Annotated in this window: 14 protein-coding genes; 5 read left to right on the top strand and 9 right to left on the bottom strand. The window is 59.6% G+C overall.

Annotation, left to right across the window (positions count from 1 at the left end; translation table 11 throughout):
- Window positions 1–21: 21 nt before the first annotated feature.
- The 4 genes from rfbH to QMX88_RS05995 are packed head-to-tail and all read right to left on the bottom strand — an operon-like array spanning window position 22 to window position 4,229.
- Entirely contained in the window at window positions 22–1,335 is a 1,314-nt protein-coding gene (gene rfbH, locus QMX88_RS06010; protein ID WP_282367267.1) for a lipopolysaccharide biosynthesis protein RfbH, read from the bottom strand.
- Window positions 1,336–1,356: 21 nt separating this feature from the next.
- Entirely contained in the window at window positions 1,357–2,445 is a 1,089-nt protein-coding gene (gene rfbG / locus QMX88_RS06005; protein WP_282367343.1) for a CDP-glucose 4,6-dehydratase, read from the bottom strand.
- A gap of 8 nt (window positions 2,446–2,453) precedes the next feature.
- Window positions 2,454–3,227, bottom strand: a complete 774-nt coding sequence (gene rfbF / locus QMX88_RS06000) for a glucose-1-phosphate cytidylyltransferase (RefSeq protein ID WP_282367265.1) — start codon at window positions 3,225–3,227, stop codon at window positions 2,454–2,456.
- A gap of 12 nt (window positions 3,228–3,239) precedes the next feature.
- The gene (locus QMX88_RS05995; protein WP_282367341.1) at window positions 3,240–4,229 is read right to left on the bottom strand and encodes an FAD-binding oxidoreductase; all 990 of its coding nucleotides are present in this window, start codon (window positions 4,227–4,229) and stop codon (window positions 3,240–3,242) included.
- Window positions 4,230–4,786: 557 nt separating this feature from the next.
- Here QMX88_RS05995 and gmd point away from each other — a divergent pair.
- The 3 genes from gmd to QMX88_RS05980 all read left to right on the top strand — a co-directional run bounded on the left by gmd (window position 4,787) and on the right by QMX88_RS05980 (window position 7,971).
- On the top strand, window positions 4,787–5,818 hold the full coding sequence (gmd, locus tag QMX88_RS05990) for a GDP-mannose 4,6-dehydratase (RefSeq protein WP_192174574.1): 1,032 nt from the start codon (window positions 4,787–4,789) through the stop codon (window positions 5,816–5,818).
- Complete coding sequence (locus QMX88_RS05985) at window positions 5,818–6,714, top strand: GDP-mannose 4,6-dehydratase (protein WP_282367262.1); 897 nt, start codon at window positions 5,818–5,820, stop codon at window positions 6,712–6,714. The genes gmd and QMX88_RS05985 overlap by 1 nt, the downstream gene beginning before the upstream one ends.
- Before the next feature lie 135 nt (window positions 6,715–6,849).
- Entirely contained in the window at window positions 6,850–7,971 is a 1,122-nt protein-coding gene (locus QMX88_RS05980; protein WP_282367260.1) for a glycosyltransferase family 4 protein, read from the top strand.
- Window positions 7,972–8,228: 257 nt separating this feature from the next.
- Here the strand turns inward: QMX88_RS05980 and QMX88_RS05975 are convergent, their stop codons facing one another.
- The 5 genes from QMX88_RS05975 to QMX88_RS05955 all read right to left on the bottom strand — a co-directional run bounded on the left by QMX88_RS05975 (window position 8,229) and on the right by QMX88_RS05955 (window position 13,328).
- Window positions 8,229–9,566 (bottom strand): DEAD/DEAH box helicase, encoded by a 1,338-nt coding sequence (locus QMX88_RS05975; protein ID WP_282367258.1) that lies wholly within the window; start codon window positions 9,564–9,566, stop codon window positions 8,229–8,231.
- A 69-nt stretch (window positions 9,567–9,635) separates the two neighbouring features.
- Window positions 9,636–10,526, bottom strand: coding sequence for a drug/metabolite exporter YedA (gene yedA / locus QMX88_RS05970; protein WP_282367256.1), 891 nt, complete (start codon window positions 10,524–10,526; stop codon window positions 9,636–9,638).
- Between the two features lie 354 nt (window positions 10,527–10,880).
- Window positions 10,881–11,507, bottom strand: a complete 627-nt coding sequence (locus QMX88_RS05965) for a 3'-5' exonuclease (RefSeq protein WP_282367254.1) — start codon at window positions 11,505–11,507, stop codon at window positions 10,881–10,883.
- Window positions 11,508–11,874: 367 nt separating this feature from the next.
- A complete protein-coding gene (locus QMX88_RS05960; RefSeq protein ID WP_108121635.1) occupies window positions 11,875–12,354 on the bottom strand; it encodes an NYN domain-containing protein in 480 nt (159 codons plus the stop codon).
- A 164-nt stretch (window positions 12,355–12,518) separates the two neighbouring features.
- On the bottom strand, window positions 12,519–13,328 hold the full coding sequence (locus QMX88_RS05955) for a DUF2076 domain-containing protein (protein ID WP_282367248.1): 810 nt from the start codon (window positions 13,326–13,328) through the stop codon (window positions 12,519–12,521).
- Window positions 13,329–13,517: 189 nt separating this feature from the next.
- Here QMX88_RS05955 and QMX88_RS05950 point away from each other — a divergent pair, with 189 nt between their 5' ends.
- Complete coding sequence (locus QMX88_RS05950) at window positions 13,518–14,171, top strand: YciC family protein (RefSeq protein WP_282367246.1); 654 nt, start codon at window positions 13,518–13,520, stop codon at window positions 14,169–14,171.
- Between the two features lie 4 nt (window positions 14,172–14,175).
- Window positions 14,176–15,267 (top strand): endonuclease/exonuclease/phosphatase family protein, encoded by a 1,092-nt coding sequence (locus QMX88_RS05945; RefSeq protein ID WP_282367244.1) that lies wholly within the window; start codon window positions 14,176–14,178, stop codon window positions 15,265–15,267.
- The last annotated feature ends 74 nt before the right edge of the window (window positions 15,268–15,341 follow it).

Genomic DNA, 15,341 nt, shown 5'->3' with positions numbered 1-15,341 from the left:
TGCATCCGATGCTTTCATAAGTTAGAAACCGATCCCGAAGAACTCTTCCAGTTTTTCACCAACGTAGTCGAACTGCTCCTGACCCAGCGACGGTTGCACGCCCAGCCAGAAGGTCTGGTTCATGGTGCGGTCGGTGTTGGTCAGTTCGCCCACGACGCGGTGCTCAACGCCATGGAAGTACGGCTGACGGGTCAAGTTGCCTGCGAACAGCAAACGAGTGCCGATCTTGTTCTGATCGAGGAACTTCAACAGGTCCACACGCTTGACGCCGGCAGTCTCTTTCAGCGTTACCGGGAAGCCGAACCAGGAAGGATCGCTGTTAGGCGTAGGCTCGGCGATTTCCAGGAAGTCGCTCAGGCTGGACAAACGCTCTTTCAACAGCTGGAAGTTGCGCTTGCGGGTCGCGATGAACTCCGGGGCGCGGTCGAGCTGGGCCAGGCCGCAGGCAGCTTGCATGTCGGTGATCTTCAGGTTGTAGCCCAAGTGGGCATACACGTACTTGTGATCGTAACCTTGAGGCAGGCTGCCGAATTGCTGCCCGAAACGGTTGCCGCACGTGTCGTCGCAGCCTGGCGCGCAGTAGCAATCGCGGCCCCAGTCACGGAACGATTCAGCGATCATTCGCAGTTGGGCGTCGTTGGTGAATACCGCGCCGCCTTCACCCATGGTGATGTGGTGAGCCGGGTAGAAGCTGAGCGTTGCGATGTCGCCAAAGGTGCCGACCATCTTGCCGTCGTAAGTCGCGCCCAGCGCGTCACAGCAATCTTCGACCAACCACAGGTTGTACTTTTCGCACAGCGCCTTCACCTTGCCCAGATTGAACGGGTTGCCCAAGGTGTGAGCGAGCATGATGGCCTTGGTCTTAGGCGTGATGGCCGCTTCGATCAAGTCTGCATTGATGTTGTGGGTGTTCATTTCCACGTCGACGAACACAGGGATCGCGCCGAACTGAACAATCGGGTTCACGGTAGTCGGGAAACCCGCCGCAACGCCGATGACTTCGTCGCCCTTCTTGATTGCACGATCACCCAGTTTCGGTGAAGTGAGGGTGCTGAACGCAACCAGGTTGGCCGAAGAACCGGAGTTCACGGTCAGCAGGTAGTTCACGCCCAGGAACGCAGCGAGTTTCTTCTCGAATTCAGCGTTGAAGCGACCAGTGGTCAGCCAGCCGTCCAGCGAAGCCTCAACCATCAGCTGCAGTTCACGCGCGCCGATTACCTTGCCCGACGGAGGGATGACGGTTTCGCCCCCGACAAAAGGTTTGGCCGCCAAGGCAGTCTGGGCGTAGCGCTCAACGAGCTGGCTGATTTCCTGACGGAGCATATCGGGGGTCATAGTATTTCCTGCTCAAGCTAATTATCGGTTAGGCGCCAGTGGCATGGCTGCCATGTAGCTATTGATTTCTTCTACGCAACGGACATGCATGTCGGCACTCTCCATCCAGGCTCTGTGCCAGTTGACGATGCGAGTCAGCGTTGTCTCCAGGCCCCAGGTTGGTTCCCACTTCAGGTGAGCGCGGGCCTTGGATATGTCCAGCTTCAAATAGCGTGCTTCATGCGGCTGCGGGTCACTGTCAAGCTGCCAGCTAGCGCCAGCTCCCCACGCCTGCACCATGTGATCGAGTATCCATTCGACAGGTTGGGCGTCCTCGTCGCGAGGACCGAAGTTCCAGCCCTGAGCGAATGACTGGCCATGCTCCCATAGGTGCTGGGCCAGAACAAGGTAACCGCTGAGCGGTTCAAGTACGTGCTGCCAAGGGCGGGTGGCCTTGGGATTGCGGACTATCACAGGCTTGCCCTGTTCGACAGCGCGCAAAATGTCCGGAATCAACCGGTCGTCAGCCCAATCGCCACCGCCAATGACATTGCCGGCGCGCGCCGAGGCCAGTGCAGCGGAGTGTTCAGTGTTAAAGAACGAGTTGCGGTAAGCGCTGGTTACCAGTTCCACACAGCCTTTACTGTTGCTGTACGGATCGTGGCCACCCATGGGCTCGTTCTCGCGATAGCCCCATTCCCATTCCTGGTTCTCGTAACATTTGTCGGTGGTGACATTGACGATGGCACGCAGGCCGGGGCACTTGCGCGCGGCCTCCAACACATGAACGGTGCCCATCACGTTGGTGGCGTAGGTTTCGACCGGTTCCCGGTACGACAGCCTGACCAGCGGTTGCGCCGCCATGTGAATCAGGATGTCCGGATTGAAGGCAACCATGCTCTCAGTCACAGTCTGCAGGTCGCGGATGTCGCCGATCTGCGACTCCATGCCCCGCTCAACCTGCGCTTGGTCGAACAGTGAAGGCGTAGTGGGTGGCGCCAAGGCAAGGCCTTTCACTTGGGCGCCCATGCCCTGCAACCAAAGTGCAAGCCAGCTACCCTTGAAGCCGGTGTGGCCCGTGAGGAAGACCTTTTTGCCTTTCCAGAAGTTAGCGGAGACAGAAGCTTTCATAGTTGTTCTCAGTCCCAGAATTTCCAAGGCGCGTCGCCGCTCTGCCACAACTTCTCAAGCAGATTTTTATCGTGCAGGGTATCCATCGGCTGCCAGAAGCCCGGATGTTCGAAGGCCATCAGCTGGCCCTCCTCGGCGAGGCTCATCAACGGGCCCTGTTCCCAGACCGTACTGTCGTCTTCCAGGTAATCCAGCACTTGCGGAGAAAGCACGAAGAAGCCGCCATTGATCATGGCGCCGTCGCCTTTAGGCTTTTCCTTGAAGTTCAGGACCCGGCCTTCGGCGATGTCCAGTGCGCCAAAGCGGCCTGGCGGGAAGGTAGCGGTGAGCGTGGCCGCTTTGCCGTGGCTCTTGTGGAAAGCGACAGCAGCGCTGATGTCCATGCTTCCAACGCCATCGCCGTAGGTGAAGCAAAAAGCCTCATCGTTGCGCACATAGTCCGCAACCCGACGCAGACGGCCACCGGTCATGGACGTCTCGCCTGTATCGACCAACGTCACATTCCAGTCTTCAGCGCGCTGGTCGTGAACTTTCATGGTGTTTTCGCGCATGTTGAACGTGATGTCGGACGTGTGCAGGAAGTAGTTGGCAAAGTATTCCTTGATCATGTAGCCCTTGTAGCCACAGCAAATGATGAAATCATTGATGCCGTGGGAGGAGTACATTTTCATGATGTGCCACAGAATCGGCTTGCCACCGATTTCAACCATTGGCTTGGGCCGTGTACCGGTCTCTTCGCTTAAACGCGTGCCGAGCCCACCTGCCAGAATGACCGCTTTCATAACCGCTCCTTGTTAGTTCGAACTCACGAATGCATCGGAGTAAAAGTGTTTGACAGGCAATCCGGCACTATTCAGAGCTTCACGCGCGGAATGGATCATGCTCTCTGAGCCGCAGGCATATACCACTGCATGATCAAGTTCGATTCCGTCATCAAGCAGAGCGGTCTGGACGTAGCCAGTACGGCCCTGCCATTGCGCATCCGGCCGTGAGAGTACAGGAATAAATACCGCGTTCAGACCCTCAAGATGAGGTGCCCAGTAAATATCGGTAAGACTGCGCCCGCCCCAATAGATGAAGATCTTCTTGCCCGCCGCCAGCTCCGGATTAGCCTGTAACTGCTCAAGCATCGCCTTGACAGGCGCAATGCCGGTACCGGTAGCGAGAAAAATCAGGGTGCTAGCACTCTTGTCACGCAGACAGAATGTGCCCAGCGGGCCTTCCAGGCGCAGAAGGTCATTGGGTTTGGCGTCACCGAACCAGTAACGAGACATCGAGCCGTGCTCGACTTGCCGGATCTGCAGTTCGAGCTTGCCGTCGATGCGCGGGGCATTGGCGATGGAATAACTGCGACGCAAGCCGCCCGCCCCGATCACGTCCAGATACTGACCAGGCAGGTAATGAAGCTTGCTGGCAGGCGGGATGCGCAGGATGACTTCAACCACGTTGTCCGCAAGATGAGTAATGGTGTCGATCCGGCAAGGCAGGGTTTTGACTTCGATGTCGCCCAGCGCACCGATATCCTCGGCGTCTATCTCCACATCGGTAATCGCACGGCGGCAGCAGGTCAGAATCATTCCTGCGGCCATCTCCTCCGCGGTCAGTGACGCCTCTCCTTTGAGGGCCTCAGTGTCACCGCTGAGCACCGTGGTTTTGCACACGCCGCAACGACCCGTGCGACAGCTGTACTCAAGGGTGATGCCGGCAGCTTTTGCGCTGTCCAGCAACGAAGCGCCAGGCTCGGAAATGAATGTCTGCCCACTGTGGAGCTTTACTGAAACCATGGGGTTACCGGATTCGAAATACTGAAAGGCTGCAGAAGTTAACGTCTGGCAACGCCTGTGAAAAAGACTTCGGGCGACGAACATAACAAAAGTGGCGTGCGGAAGATGCTCCAGGACCACGCCGAACAGGGCGAGGCGTGGAGTACCACGCGCGGTTTGAGCGCATCTGAAGTTGCTTCGGGGGACGGAGTTTACACTCTGGTGCCCGGTTTAGTGCAGGATTTTGCGAGGCGGCTCCTGTCGGGGGATGGCCGTTGGAAGGAATCTCACGCCGCACATGCAGGCACCGCGCCCAAAGACCGCCGGGGGACTTAGGAAGTTGGAGCGCAAGCATGATAGCGCCGCTTCAGGGCTCTTACGTAGTTGGCACAACCCTTGTAAGAGGATGCAAGAACTGCACGTTGAACTTTGGAGAGCACTTTTATCTGGCGCCTATCGAGCCTATTGCCGGTTCCGTGTATATTTCCCGGCAAACAATTCGCGCGCGCCAGCGGTCGCTGCAACGCTGCCGGCTTTTCGCCACTAATACACAACTACCAACGGAGCTTGATCCCCGCATGAAAGCAATTGTTACCGGCATCACTGGTCAAGACGGCGCCTACCTGGCTGAACTGCTGCTTGGCAAGGGCTACACCGTCTACGGCACCTATCGTCGTACCAGTTCTGTCAATTTCTGGCGGATCGAAGAACTGGGCATCCAGAACAATCCAAACCTGCACCTGGTCGAGTACGACCTGACCGACCTGTCGGCCAGCATCCGCCTGCTGCAGACCACCGAAGCCACCGAGGTGTACAACCTCGCTGCGCAGAGCTTCGTGGGCGTTTCCTTTGAACAGCCGATCACCACCGCCGAAATCACCGGCCTGGGCGCTGTGAATCTGCTAGAAGCTATCCGTATCGTTAACCCGAAAGTCCGCTTCTACCAAGCGTCGACTTCCGAGATGTTCGGTAAGGTTCAGGCCATTCCTCAGGTTGAAGACACTCCGTTCTACCCGCGCAGCCCTTACGGCGTCGCCAAGCTGTACGCTCACTGGATGACCATCAACTATCGCGAGTCGTACGGTATTTTTGCGACCAGCGGTATTCTGTTCAACCACGAGTCGCCACTGCGCGGCCGTGAGTTCGTCACGCGCAAAATCACTGACACCGTTGCCAAGATCAAGCTGGGTCTGCAGGACTCGCTGGTACTGGGCAACATGGACGCCAAGCGCGACTGGGGCTTCGCCAAAGAGTACGTCGAAGGTATGTGGCGCATGCTGCAGGCTGATCAGCCGGACACTTTCGTCCTGGCCACCAACCGCACTGAAACCGTTCGTGACTTCGTCGCGATGGCATTCAAGGCTGTCGACATCACCATCAACTGGAGTGGCGAAGCGGAAGAAGAAATCGGTACCTGCGCTGCCACTGGCAAGGTCTTGGTCTCGGTCAATCCGAAGTTCTACCGCCCGACCGAAGTTGAGCTGTTGATCGGCAACCCGGCCAAAGCCAAGGAAGTCCTGGGCTGGGAGCCTAAGACCAACCTGGAAGAGCTGTGCCGCATGATGGTCGAAGCGGACCTGCGTCGTAACGAAAAAGGGTTCTCGTTCTGATGAGTATCGCCGGCAAGCGAGCGCTGATAACGGGTATTCATGGATTTACGGGGCGCTACATGGCGGCCGAACTCACAGCCCAGGGCTGCGAGGTTGTCGGTCTGGGCAGCAATCCGTCCGATGAAGCCAATTATTATCAGGCTGATCTCACCGATCTGGTGGGTCTGAGCAAGCTGCTGGCGGACCTTCAGCCGGACATCGTCGTTCATCTCGCGGCGTTGGCGTTTGTCGGGCATGGCGCGGCGGATGCGTTTTACCAGGTCAACCTGATTGGTACGCGCAACCTGCTCGAAGCCATCGCCAACTGCGGCAAGGCGCCGGAAAGCGTTTTGCTCGCCAGCAGTGCCAACGTGTATGGCAATGCGTCGGAAGGATTGCTCGATGAGAGCACCACGCCGGCGCCGGCCAACGATTACGCCGTGAGCAAGCTGGCCATGGAATACATGGCCAGCTTGTGGTTCGGGCGGTTGCCGATCATCATCGCGCGCCCGTTCAACTACACCGGCGTCGGCCAGGCGGATAACTTCCTGCTGCCAAAGATCGTCAAACACTTCCGCGAGAAGGCCGGGAAGATCGAGCTGGGCAACCTGGATGTCTGGCGCGATTTCAGCGACGTCCGTTCGCTGGTGGCCGCTTACCGCGGGCTGCTTGAAGCCAAGCCGTTCGGTCAGTATGTCAACGTCAGTTCAGGCAAGACTCACTCGCTGCGTGAAGTGCTCGACATGTGTCGCGCCATCACCGGCCACGACCTTACTGTCGAAGTGAACCCTGCTTTCGTGCGGGCCAACGAGGTGAAGACCTTGTGCGGCGACAACAGCAAGCTGAAGTCGCTGGTCGCGGGCTGGCAGACACCCGAGCTGAGCGAAACGCTTGGCTGGATGCTGGCAGACGCGTAACGCCGCAGTACCCAACCCGAAGCGCTGTGAGGCGCTTCAGGTTTTCCTTTATCCTCCGCCCCACACATCCCCGCTCTGCCCGCAACGCACCTATCGCGAGAACAGCGGACGTTATCGTTTCGTCAGAGAATCCTGATGACCAAAGTTTTGCACTTCTTCAAAACCTACTTCCCGGAAAGCAAGGGCGGTGGCGTCGAGCAAGTCATCTTTCAGCTGGCACAGGGTTGCCAGGCTCACGGGATCGAGTCCCAGGTGTTGTCGCTGAGCACTCAAGGCGCGGCGCGTAACGAGACGGTGGGCAATCACATCGCACACCGCTCAAAACAGGATCTGTATGTCGCGTCGACGGGCTTTTCACTGTCGGGCATTCGGGATTTCAAGGAGCTCGCGCGCGAAGCCGACATCGTGCATTACCACTTCCCGTGGCCGTACATGGACATCGCGCACTTCGCCGCTCACATCAAAAAACCGACGGTGGTGAGCTACCACTCGGACATCATCAAGCAGAAGACGCTGCTCAAGCTGTATGCGCCGCTGATGAATCGCTTTCTGGGAAGCGTTGATCGGATCGTCGTATCGTCGCCGAACTATGCCGCCAGCAGTGAAGTGCTAACCCGGTTCAGGGATAAGGTTGAGATCATTCCGTTTGGTCTGGATCGCGCCACCTACCGTGCCCCTTCTCAGGCAAAACTTGAGCAGTGGAAGCAGCAATTGGGCGAACGCTTCTTTCTGTTCGTCGGTGCCCTGCGTTACTACAAGGGCCTGGATTTCCTGCTTGAGGCAGCGCACAAAAATCGCCTGCCGGTGGTGATCATGGGCGGCGGGCACCAAGAGCTGGAGCTCAAGGCGAAAGCCAAGGCGCTGGGGCTTAGTAACGTCGTGTTTGTGGGCAGCCTGCCGGACGAGGACAAGAACGCGCTGCTGATGCTATGTGAGGCGTTTGTGTTCCCGTCGCACCAGCGTTCGGAATCGTTCGGGATCTCGCTGCTGGAAGCGGCGATGTATGGCAAGCCAATGATCTCGTGCGAGATGGGCACTGGTACCACCTTCATCAACATCGCGGACGAGACGGGGCTGGTCGTTCCGCCACGGGAACCGGATGCGTTGGCGGCCGCGATGAATACGCTGTGGAATGACAGAGAGCGGGCGACGCAGATGGGGTTGAAGGCGGCGCAGCGATTTGAGTCGATGTTTACGTCGAAGAAGATGGTGCAGGGGTATGCGGATCTTTATCAGGATGTGCTGCGCGGGCGTTAGGCCCTTTGGGTGTGTCGTTGGGACGTGGATTGGCGGGCCATCTTTCGCGAGCAAGCTCGCTCCCACAAATTGATTGCGTCGACCGGGCACTATGGATTGAACGCAGAACCTGTGGGAGCGAGCTTGCTCGCGAATAGGCCAGTCCATCCGGTGGATTTTCTGCGCCGGACAAACAGCTTCGCGAGCAAGCTCGCTCCCACAATAAACTCGCTGGTCCGGGCAATGGGATTGGCCGGACCGTGCTGCAGTTCCTCCTCTTACGGCTTGCGCTTGCGCGGTCCGGTGTTGAACACCGGCACTTTGCGCACTGGCTTAATGGACGGCACTTCTGCCGCCGCTTCACCGCTATCGACCCATTTGCCCAGATTGCGTTTGCCGCCTCCGCCACCGCCTTTCGGTTTCTTTGGCTTTTTCGGTTTCTTCAGAATCTGCCCGGTTGCGTCGGTAGTCGGCACGCGGTGTTCTGGAATGAAGTCGGGCTCTTCGCGGCGCTGGAGGGTCTGGCGGGTGAGCATTTCGATGGCGCTGAGCAGGTCGACTTCGTCGGCGCACACCAGGGAGATCGCTTCACCGGTTTGCCCCGCACGCCCGGTGCGTCCAATGCGGTGGATGTAATCTTCAGCAACGATCGGCAAGTCAAGGTTGACCACGGTCGGCAGGTCGTCGATGTCCAGGCCGCGAGCCGCAACGTCGGTGGCGACGAGGATCTGCACGTCACCGCTCTTGAACCGATCCAGCGCGCGCTGGCGAGTGGCCTGGGGTTTGTCGCCGTGAATGCCGTCTGCGTTGAGACTCAGGCCTTGCAGGCGCTCCACCAATTGGTCGACGCCGACGCGGGTTTTCGCGAAGACCAGCACCTGACCCCAGCGATGCTTCTTGAGTAGATGAATGAACAGCTCGCTCTTGCGCTTCTTGTCGACGGTGACGATCCACTGCTTGACCGACGACGCCGCCACATTGCGCGGGCTGACTTCGATGGTCAGCGGGTTGTCGAGCATCTGCCCGGCCAGCGCGCGGATCGCATCGGAGAAGGTCGCGGAGAACAGCAACGTCTGGCGGCGCTTCGGCAGCGCGGCGTAGATGTCGCGCAGCTCTTCGGAAAAGCCTAGATCGAGCATGCGATCGGCTTCATCAAGGATCAGGGTCTGCAGTTGCGAGAATTTCACGGCGTTCTGGCGATACAGGTCGAGCAGGCGGCCGGGAGTGGCAACCAGCACGTCAACACCACGGCGCAGCTTCATCATCTGCGGGTTGATGCTGACGCCGCCGTAAGCCGCGTAAGTGGTCAGCGGCAGGTGCTCGGCGTATTGCGCGATGGCTTCGTGAACCTGCTCGGCCAGCTCTCGGGTCGGCACCAGCACCAGCGCGCGCACGGAGTTGGCGGCCACTTTCGGGCCTTCCATGGTCAGGCGTTGCAGCAGTGGCAGCGCGAAGCCTGCGGTCTTGCCAGTACCGGTCTGGGCGGCGGCCATGAGGTCGCGGCCTTCGAGCACGGGCGGAATCGCCTGGGCCTGAACGGGGGTGGGAGTCTGGTAGCCCAGTGTTTCGAGGGCACGCAGCAGGGGTTCGATCAGGCCGAGGGAGGCGAATGTCATTTCAGTACCGTTGGAAAAAGGTCAGCGCACAAGAGTCTGTAGAAGACAATGGCGCGCAGTTTACCCTTTCTACACCGGTTTCTGCTTGCGCCACTGCGGCAGCCCGATGAGCACGACGGCGCTGATGATCACCGCCATCGCTGCACCTTCTGCCCAGCCGATGTGTTCGCCGGCGAACAACACGCCCAGCAACACCGCCACCGCCGGGTTGACGTAGCAATAGCTGGTCGCGGCGGCGGGTCGCACGTTCTTCAGCAGGTACATATAGGAGCTGAACGCGACGATCGAGCCGAACACCACCAGATACGCCATCACCAACCAGCCGGAGAGGCCCGGGGATTGAGTCATGCGTTCGCCGCTCACAAAGCTGCCGAGCAACAGCACCGCGCCGGCCACCAGCATTTCGCAGGCGCTGGCCATCGGCCCGGCGGGCAATGGCAGGTAGCGGCTCCACACCGAGCCGAACGCCCAGGTCGCTGCGGCGAAGATCACCAGCGCGGCGCCCATGGGGCTGGCCTGCAGGTTCGAGCCGAGGTTAAGCAAGGAGATGCCGACGAGGCCGAGCAAAATGCCAGCCCACTCCAACCCGGTATTGCGATGCCCCCAGAACAGGCCGAACAACAAGGTGAACAACGGCACCACGGCCACGGCCAACGCGGCGACACCCGAAGCAACGCCTGCATGTTCCGCCAGGGTCACGCCGCCATTGCCGCAGGCGAGCAGCAGAAAGCCGATCATCCCTGCGGATTTCCACTGCTTCCAGGTCGGCATCGGCGCGCCACGAAAGCGCATGAAGGCAAACAGGATGGAGCCGGCGATGGTAAAGCGGACCCCGGCCATCATGAGCGGAGGCCAGGTTTCGATACCGATGCGGATGGCGAGATAGGTCGAGCCCCAGATCACATAAAGCGCGAAAAAGGCCCCGATGAGCAGCAGGGGGAAACGGCGGACAGCAGGCATGAAGGGCTCTAGTACAGTCGGTTATTGTGGGACTGATTCTAGAAATGTCCGGGCCGCAGGCGTCAGTTACAAATGTGGTTTATTCGACCCGTACAATTTCTCGCGCGTTGAAGCGCCGATTAGTGGGACTGGCTTTAGCCGGGAAGGCGTCAGGCGTCATATCGCAAAATTGATGGCGCTCACACCGGCCTCTTCCCGGCTGAAGCCGGTCCCACTAATCGACCGAGCACACCTTGTGGGATTGGCTTCAGCCGGGAAGGCGTCAGGCGTCATATCGCAAAATTGATGGCGCTCACACCGGCCTCTTCCCGGCTGAAGCCGGTCCCACTGACAGCACGCATTCATCCGCCGGTCCTACTGACTCGTCGCGAGACCGCGATGCTTGGTGATCGCATCCGCAATCTTCTTAGCCGGGACTTTTTGCAGGGTGCACAGCAACTGATGGGAGACACCGGCGAGACCGTGGGTGTCGCGCAGTTGGTGGCCCAGGTGCAGCGTCAGGTTGGCGGCCATTTCGGCATCGGCCATGGCCCGGTGAGCCTTGCCGGTGTGGGGCAAGCCGGCCCAGCTGGTAAGCGTGCCGAGCTTGTGGTTCGGCGCATGGGGCAGAAGACGTCGCGCCAGCAGCATGGAGCAGGCGAAGCTTTGCACGCGACTACGCTTGATGCGCGACAGTTCGAAGTCCCAGAATTTCTGGTCGAACGAGGCGTTGTGCGCCACCAGCGGCGTCAGGCCGACGAACTCGGCAACTTCATTCATGACCCGTTCAGCCGGCGGCGCCGTGCGCAGCATGCTGTTGCTGATGCCGGTCAGGGATTCGATGAAAGACGGGATGCGCACGCCGGCGTTCATCAGGCTTTGATAGCGCTCGACGATGACGCCCTGCTCCACGATCACCACGGCGATTTCCGTCGCGCGGCAGTAGCTGCTGGGGGAAATGCCGGTGGTTTCGAAGTCGATGACGGCGATGCGTTCTTGCATGGAGGAGGCCTTAACAGTGACGATTTTTTTCGGAAAACGCGTGATGTTCAGGCATCACACTGTTCTGCAGCAAACTTAATTCCTCTGGGAGCGAGCTTGCTCGCGAATAGTGCATTTCAGCCACGGAAGTTCTGGTGCGCATACCGGCCTCTTCGTGAGCAAGCTCACTCCCACAGGTCTTGCGCCAACCGGGAATCCCGAGCCGAATCACCCTCCCGTGGGAGTCGAGCTTGCTCGCGAAGGCTTACTTTCAGCCCCAGAGAAAGTGGCTGAATGCCCCGGCCTCTTCGTGAGCAAGCTCACTCCCACAAGTCATTCGTCGTCAGTCGCATAGGCGACACAGACGCTGCTGCACCGAGGCGGTGGATCAGGTCTTGAGCAGCAACCCGCCCTCGATCGGCACATAACGACTGGCCGCGCGGATCAACGAATTGGCGGTCAACCCCGGTACGCCGTAGGCAATCGCTTCGACGCCGTGTTTGCTGATGATGCGCTCCAGCAACAGGTCAAAATCGCCATCGCCGGACGCCAGCACGACTTCATCGACATTCGGCGCGACGTCCATGATGTCGATGGTGATGCCCACGTCCCAGTCGCCCTTGGCCGAGCCGTCGCTGCGCTGGATGTAGGGTTTGAGTTTGACGGTGAAACCGAGGTTGCGCAGGATCTGCTGGAATTGCTGCTGCTTGCTGTCGCCACGGTCAATGGCATACGCATACGCCTCGACGATCTGCCCGCGCTGGCTGATGTCAGCCCACAGGGCGGCGTAATTGAAGTGACAACCGTGAGCCTGACGCACTGTGTAATACAGGTTCTGTACGTCGGCGAAGACCGCGATTCTTCTCACCCAAAATCCTCGATGCGCTGACAAGCGACAAGGGCCCGAAAACCGGACCGGCGCTCAGTATGCCATTTTGGGAACGGGATTGAAGGATTGGGTGTGGAGCGCCGCAGCGCGCTGTCGGGGCAGCGGGGCATTCCTGGAGGATATGCCGCCGCTGCCTTTCGTTATCAGACGAAAGAATCGTCGTCGTCAAACAAGCCGCCACCGGTGTCACTGCCGTAGTCAGTGTCGGCGAAGCCATTTGAATCACTGCCCCAGCTGTCATTGCCGGTACTGTCATTACCTGTCACGCGCTGCTGGTCGTCACCCCACCCACCGCTGCCGCCCTGATCATGTTCGGCAGCAGGCTGGGCCGGCTGCTCCTGGATGATCTCGACGATTTCCTGCGGTTGGCTGTTGTGATGGAACAGGCTGCTGATGCCTTCCGCCAGCATCACGCCCCCGGCCACGCCCGCTGCGGTTTTCAGGGCGCCGCCCAGGAAACCACTGCCGACTGGGGCCGCCGGTGCCTGTTGCGGCTGGGCATAGTTTTGCTGTGGCTGAGCATAATTTTGCTGCGGCGCGCTTGCCGGACCGCTTTCACGCCAGCCGCCCGAGGAAGGTTGCGGGTTCGACGGACGCGAGAACGACGAAGCTGGCTGCTGAGCCTGGGGCTCACGGGAGCCGCCGCCGAAGATGCTCGACAGAAATCCACCGCCGCTGCCGGACTGGGCAGGCGCGGCGGACTTTGCCCGCTCCAGCTCAGCCCGCAGCTGTTGAATCTGCTCGTCGCGCTGACGGTTCTGGGCCTCCAGCTGCTTGATCGCGACTTCCTGCACGAGGATCGACTGCGCCATGTAATAAGGCGCGGCCGGCTGGCGAGTCAGGTGCTCCTTGATCAGCGCTTCGGCCTGCGCATCACGGGGGGCCGATTCGGTTTCTGCTTGCTTGAGCTTGCCAAACAAGCCATCGATCAGGGTTTGTTCTTCGCTGTTCATGGCGACCTCGTTAGATTGCCGTAGGAATTCTGTTCTGAGCCGTTGCTCGGACATAGCCAGTAATGGGGCTGTTCAAGGGCGTTTCAATAGGATGTAAAAAAAGTTAAGAAAGCCGGCTAGTGGGTGCCTGTTGGCCGGTTCTGCGGCGCTACGTTACAGTGTCGGCCTGCTTATCCCTGTGATCCGTTCATGAATCCGCTGACCATTCTGCAAGACTCCCTGTACTTCTTCCGACGCAACTTCGGCAGCATTCTTACGTTGTGCCTGCCCTTGGTAGTGCTGGAGGCCCTGACCAAACAGCTCATCGGCTTCGGGCAGGGCAACGGCGTCGCGCCACTGTTGGTCGGACTGCTTTTTTATCCGCTCTACACCGGCGCGCTGATCCTTTTCCTGGATGCGAAAACCCGGGGCGAAGAGCCGGTCAAATCCAGCCTGTGGGCCGGTGCATTGCGCATGTGGCCCATGTTCGCAATGCTGACGGCGCTGAGTACGCTGCTGATCATGGCCGGCATGTCGCTGTTCATCCTGCCGGGCGTGTGGGTGATGATCAAACTGCAGCTGTCGGAATACTTGCTGGTACTGCGCGGGATGGGGCCGCTGGAGGCGATGCGCGAAAGCTTCAGAATGACGCAGGGCCACGTGGTGCGGATTTTTGTCTGCGTGCTGTGCGTTTACATCCCGCTGTCGCTGCTTGAGGCGCTGAGTTATTACGTGCTGCCAGACCAGCAAAGCCCAATGCTGTCGATTGCGGTGGACAGTGTTTCCAGCTTCCTGCAGCTGCTTATCAGCGTGATGATGTTCCGGTTGTTCATGCTCATTGACCCGCCCGCGCGGTCGGCCTGAGAAGATGGCACGTCCGACGCGGTATCTGCTTTACCTCGCGGCGTGTGCCGGGCTGTTCGTGATACTGTTTTATGACGTGACCTGGCACCCCGCCCGACACGAGCAGGTGGCGGTATCCCGCAACGCGAAGGACGGAAAGCCACCGGTATTGGCGCCGGGTCAGACGCTCAAGGTGATGACCTGGAACATTCAATACCTGGCCGGCAAGCGTTATGTCTTCTGGTACGACCTGCCCGACGGCAGCGGCCCGGACGAGCGCCCGACCCCGGAAGACCTGGCGTACAACCTCGATGAAGTCGCACGGGTCGTCCGCGATGAGCAGCCGGACATCGTCTTGCTGCAGGAAGTCGACGACGGCGCGAAGAACACCGACTACGGCAACCAACTAGCCCTGCTCCAGGCGCGCGTCGCCGACCTGTACCCCTGCAGCAGCGAGGCGTTTGACTGGAAGTCCGACTTCGTGCCGGATCGCCACATCTTCGGCAGCGTCGGCCGCAAACTGGCGACGCTGAGCCGCTACCAACTGGACAGCGCCGAACGTCTGCACCTGCCCTCGCCGTCCGGCCATTTCATCAGCCGCCTGTTTCAACCTCAACCTGCGCTGCTGGTCAGCTACCTGCCGCTGAGCGATGGCCGACATCTGGCGGTGACAAACACGCACCTGGGCGATGCGCCGGGGGGCGACGTGCGAAAACGGCAAGTAGCCTCGGTTCGTCAGTTGCAACAAACCTTCGAGCAAAATGGCACGCTGTGGATAACCGGCGGAGATTTCAACCTGCTGCCACAGGGGCAATATCAGCGGCTACCTGCCGAGCAGCGCGCGCCGTTTGCGGCAGAGAGTGAGCTGCGTGGCTTGTGGGAAAGCTTCCCGATGATCCCGAGCAATGAAGACGTGGCCGGTGAGGACCGTCGCACCTGGTACACCCGCTTCCCCAATGACCCCCGTATCAGCGGCCCGGACCGGACGCAGGATTTTCTGTTCTACAGCCCGAAGCTGAACCGGGTCGAGGCACGGGTGAGGCAGGCAGATACGTTGTTGATTTCTGATCACATGCCGGTGATTGCGCGGTTCAGGGTACCAGCGCAGGGTGAGTAAACCCTCTGTACGGATGCACAAGAGAGTCGTTTGATCTGAACCGACCCGTGCCGGATTGCCCGGCACCGATCGCT

It is taken from the genome of Pseudomonas sp. PS02290 (genome assembly GCF_029960075.1).
Classification (GTDB): domain Bacteria; phylum Pseudomonadota; class Gammaproteobacteria; order Pseudomonadales; family Pseudomonadaceae; genus Aquipseudomonas.
Note: the sequence above shows the minus strand (reverse complement) of the source record. Positions and strands in the feature narration are given on the sequence as shown.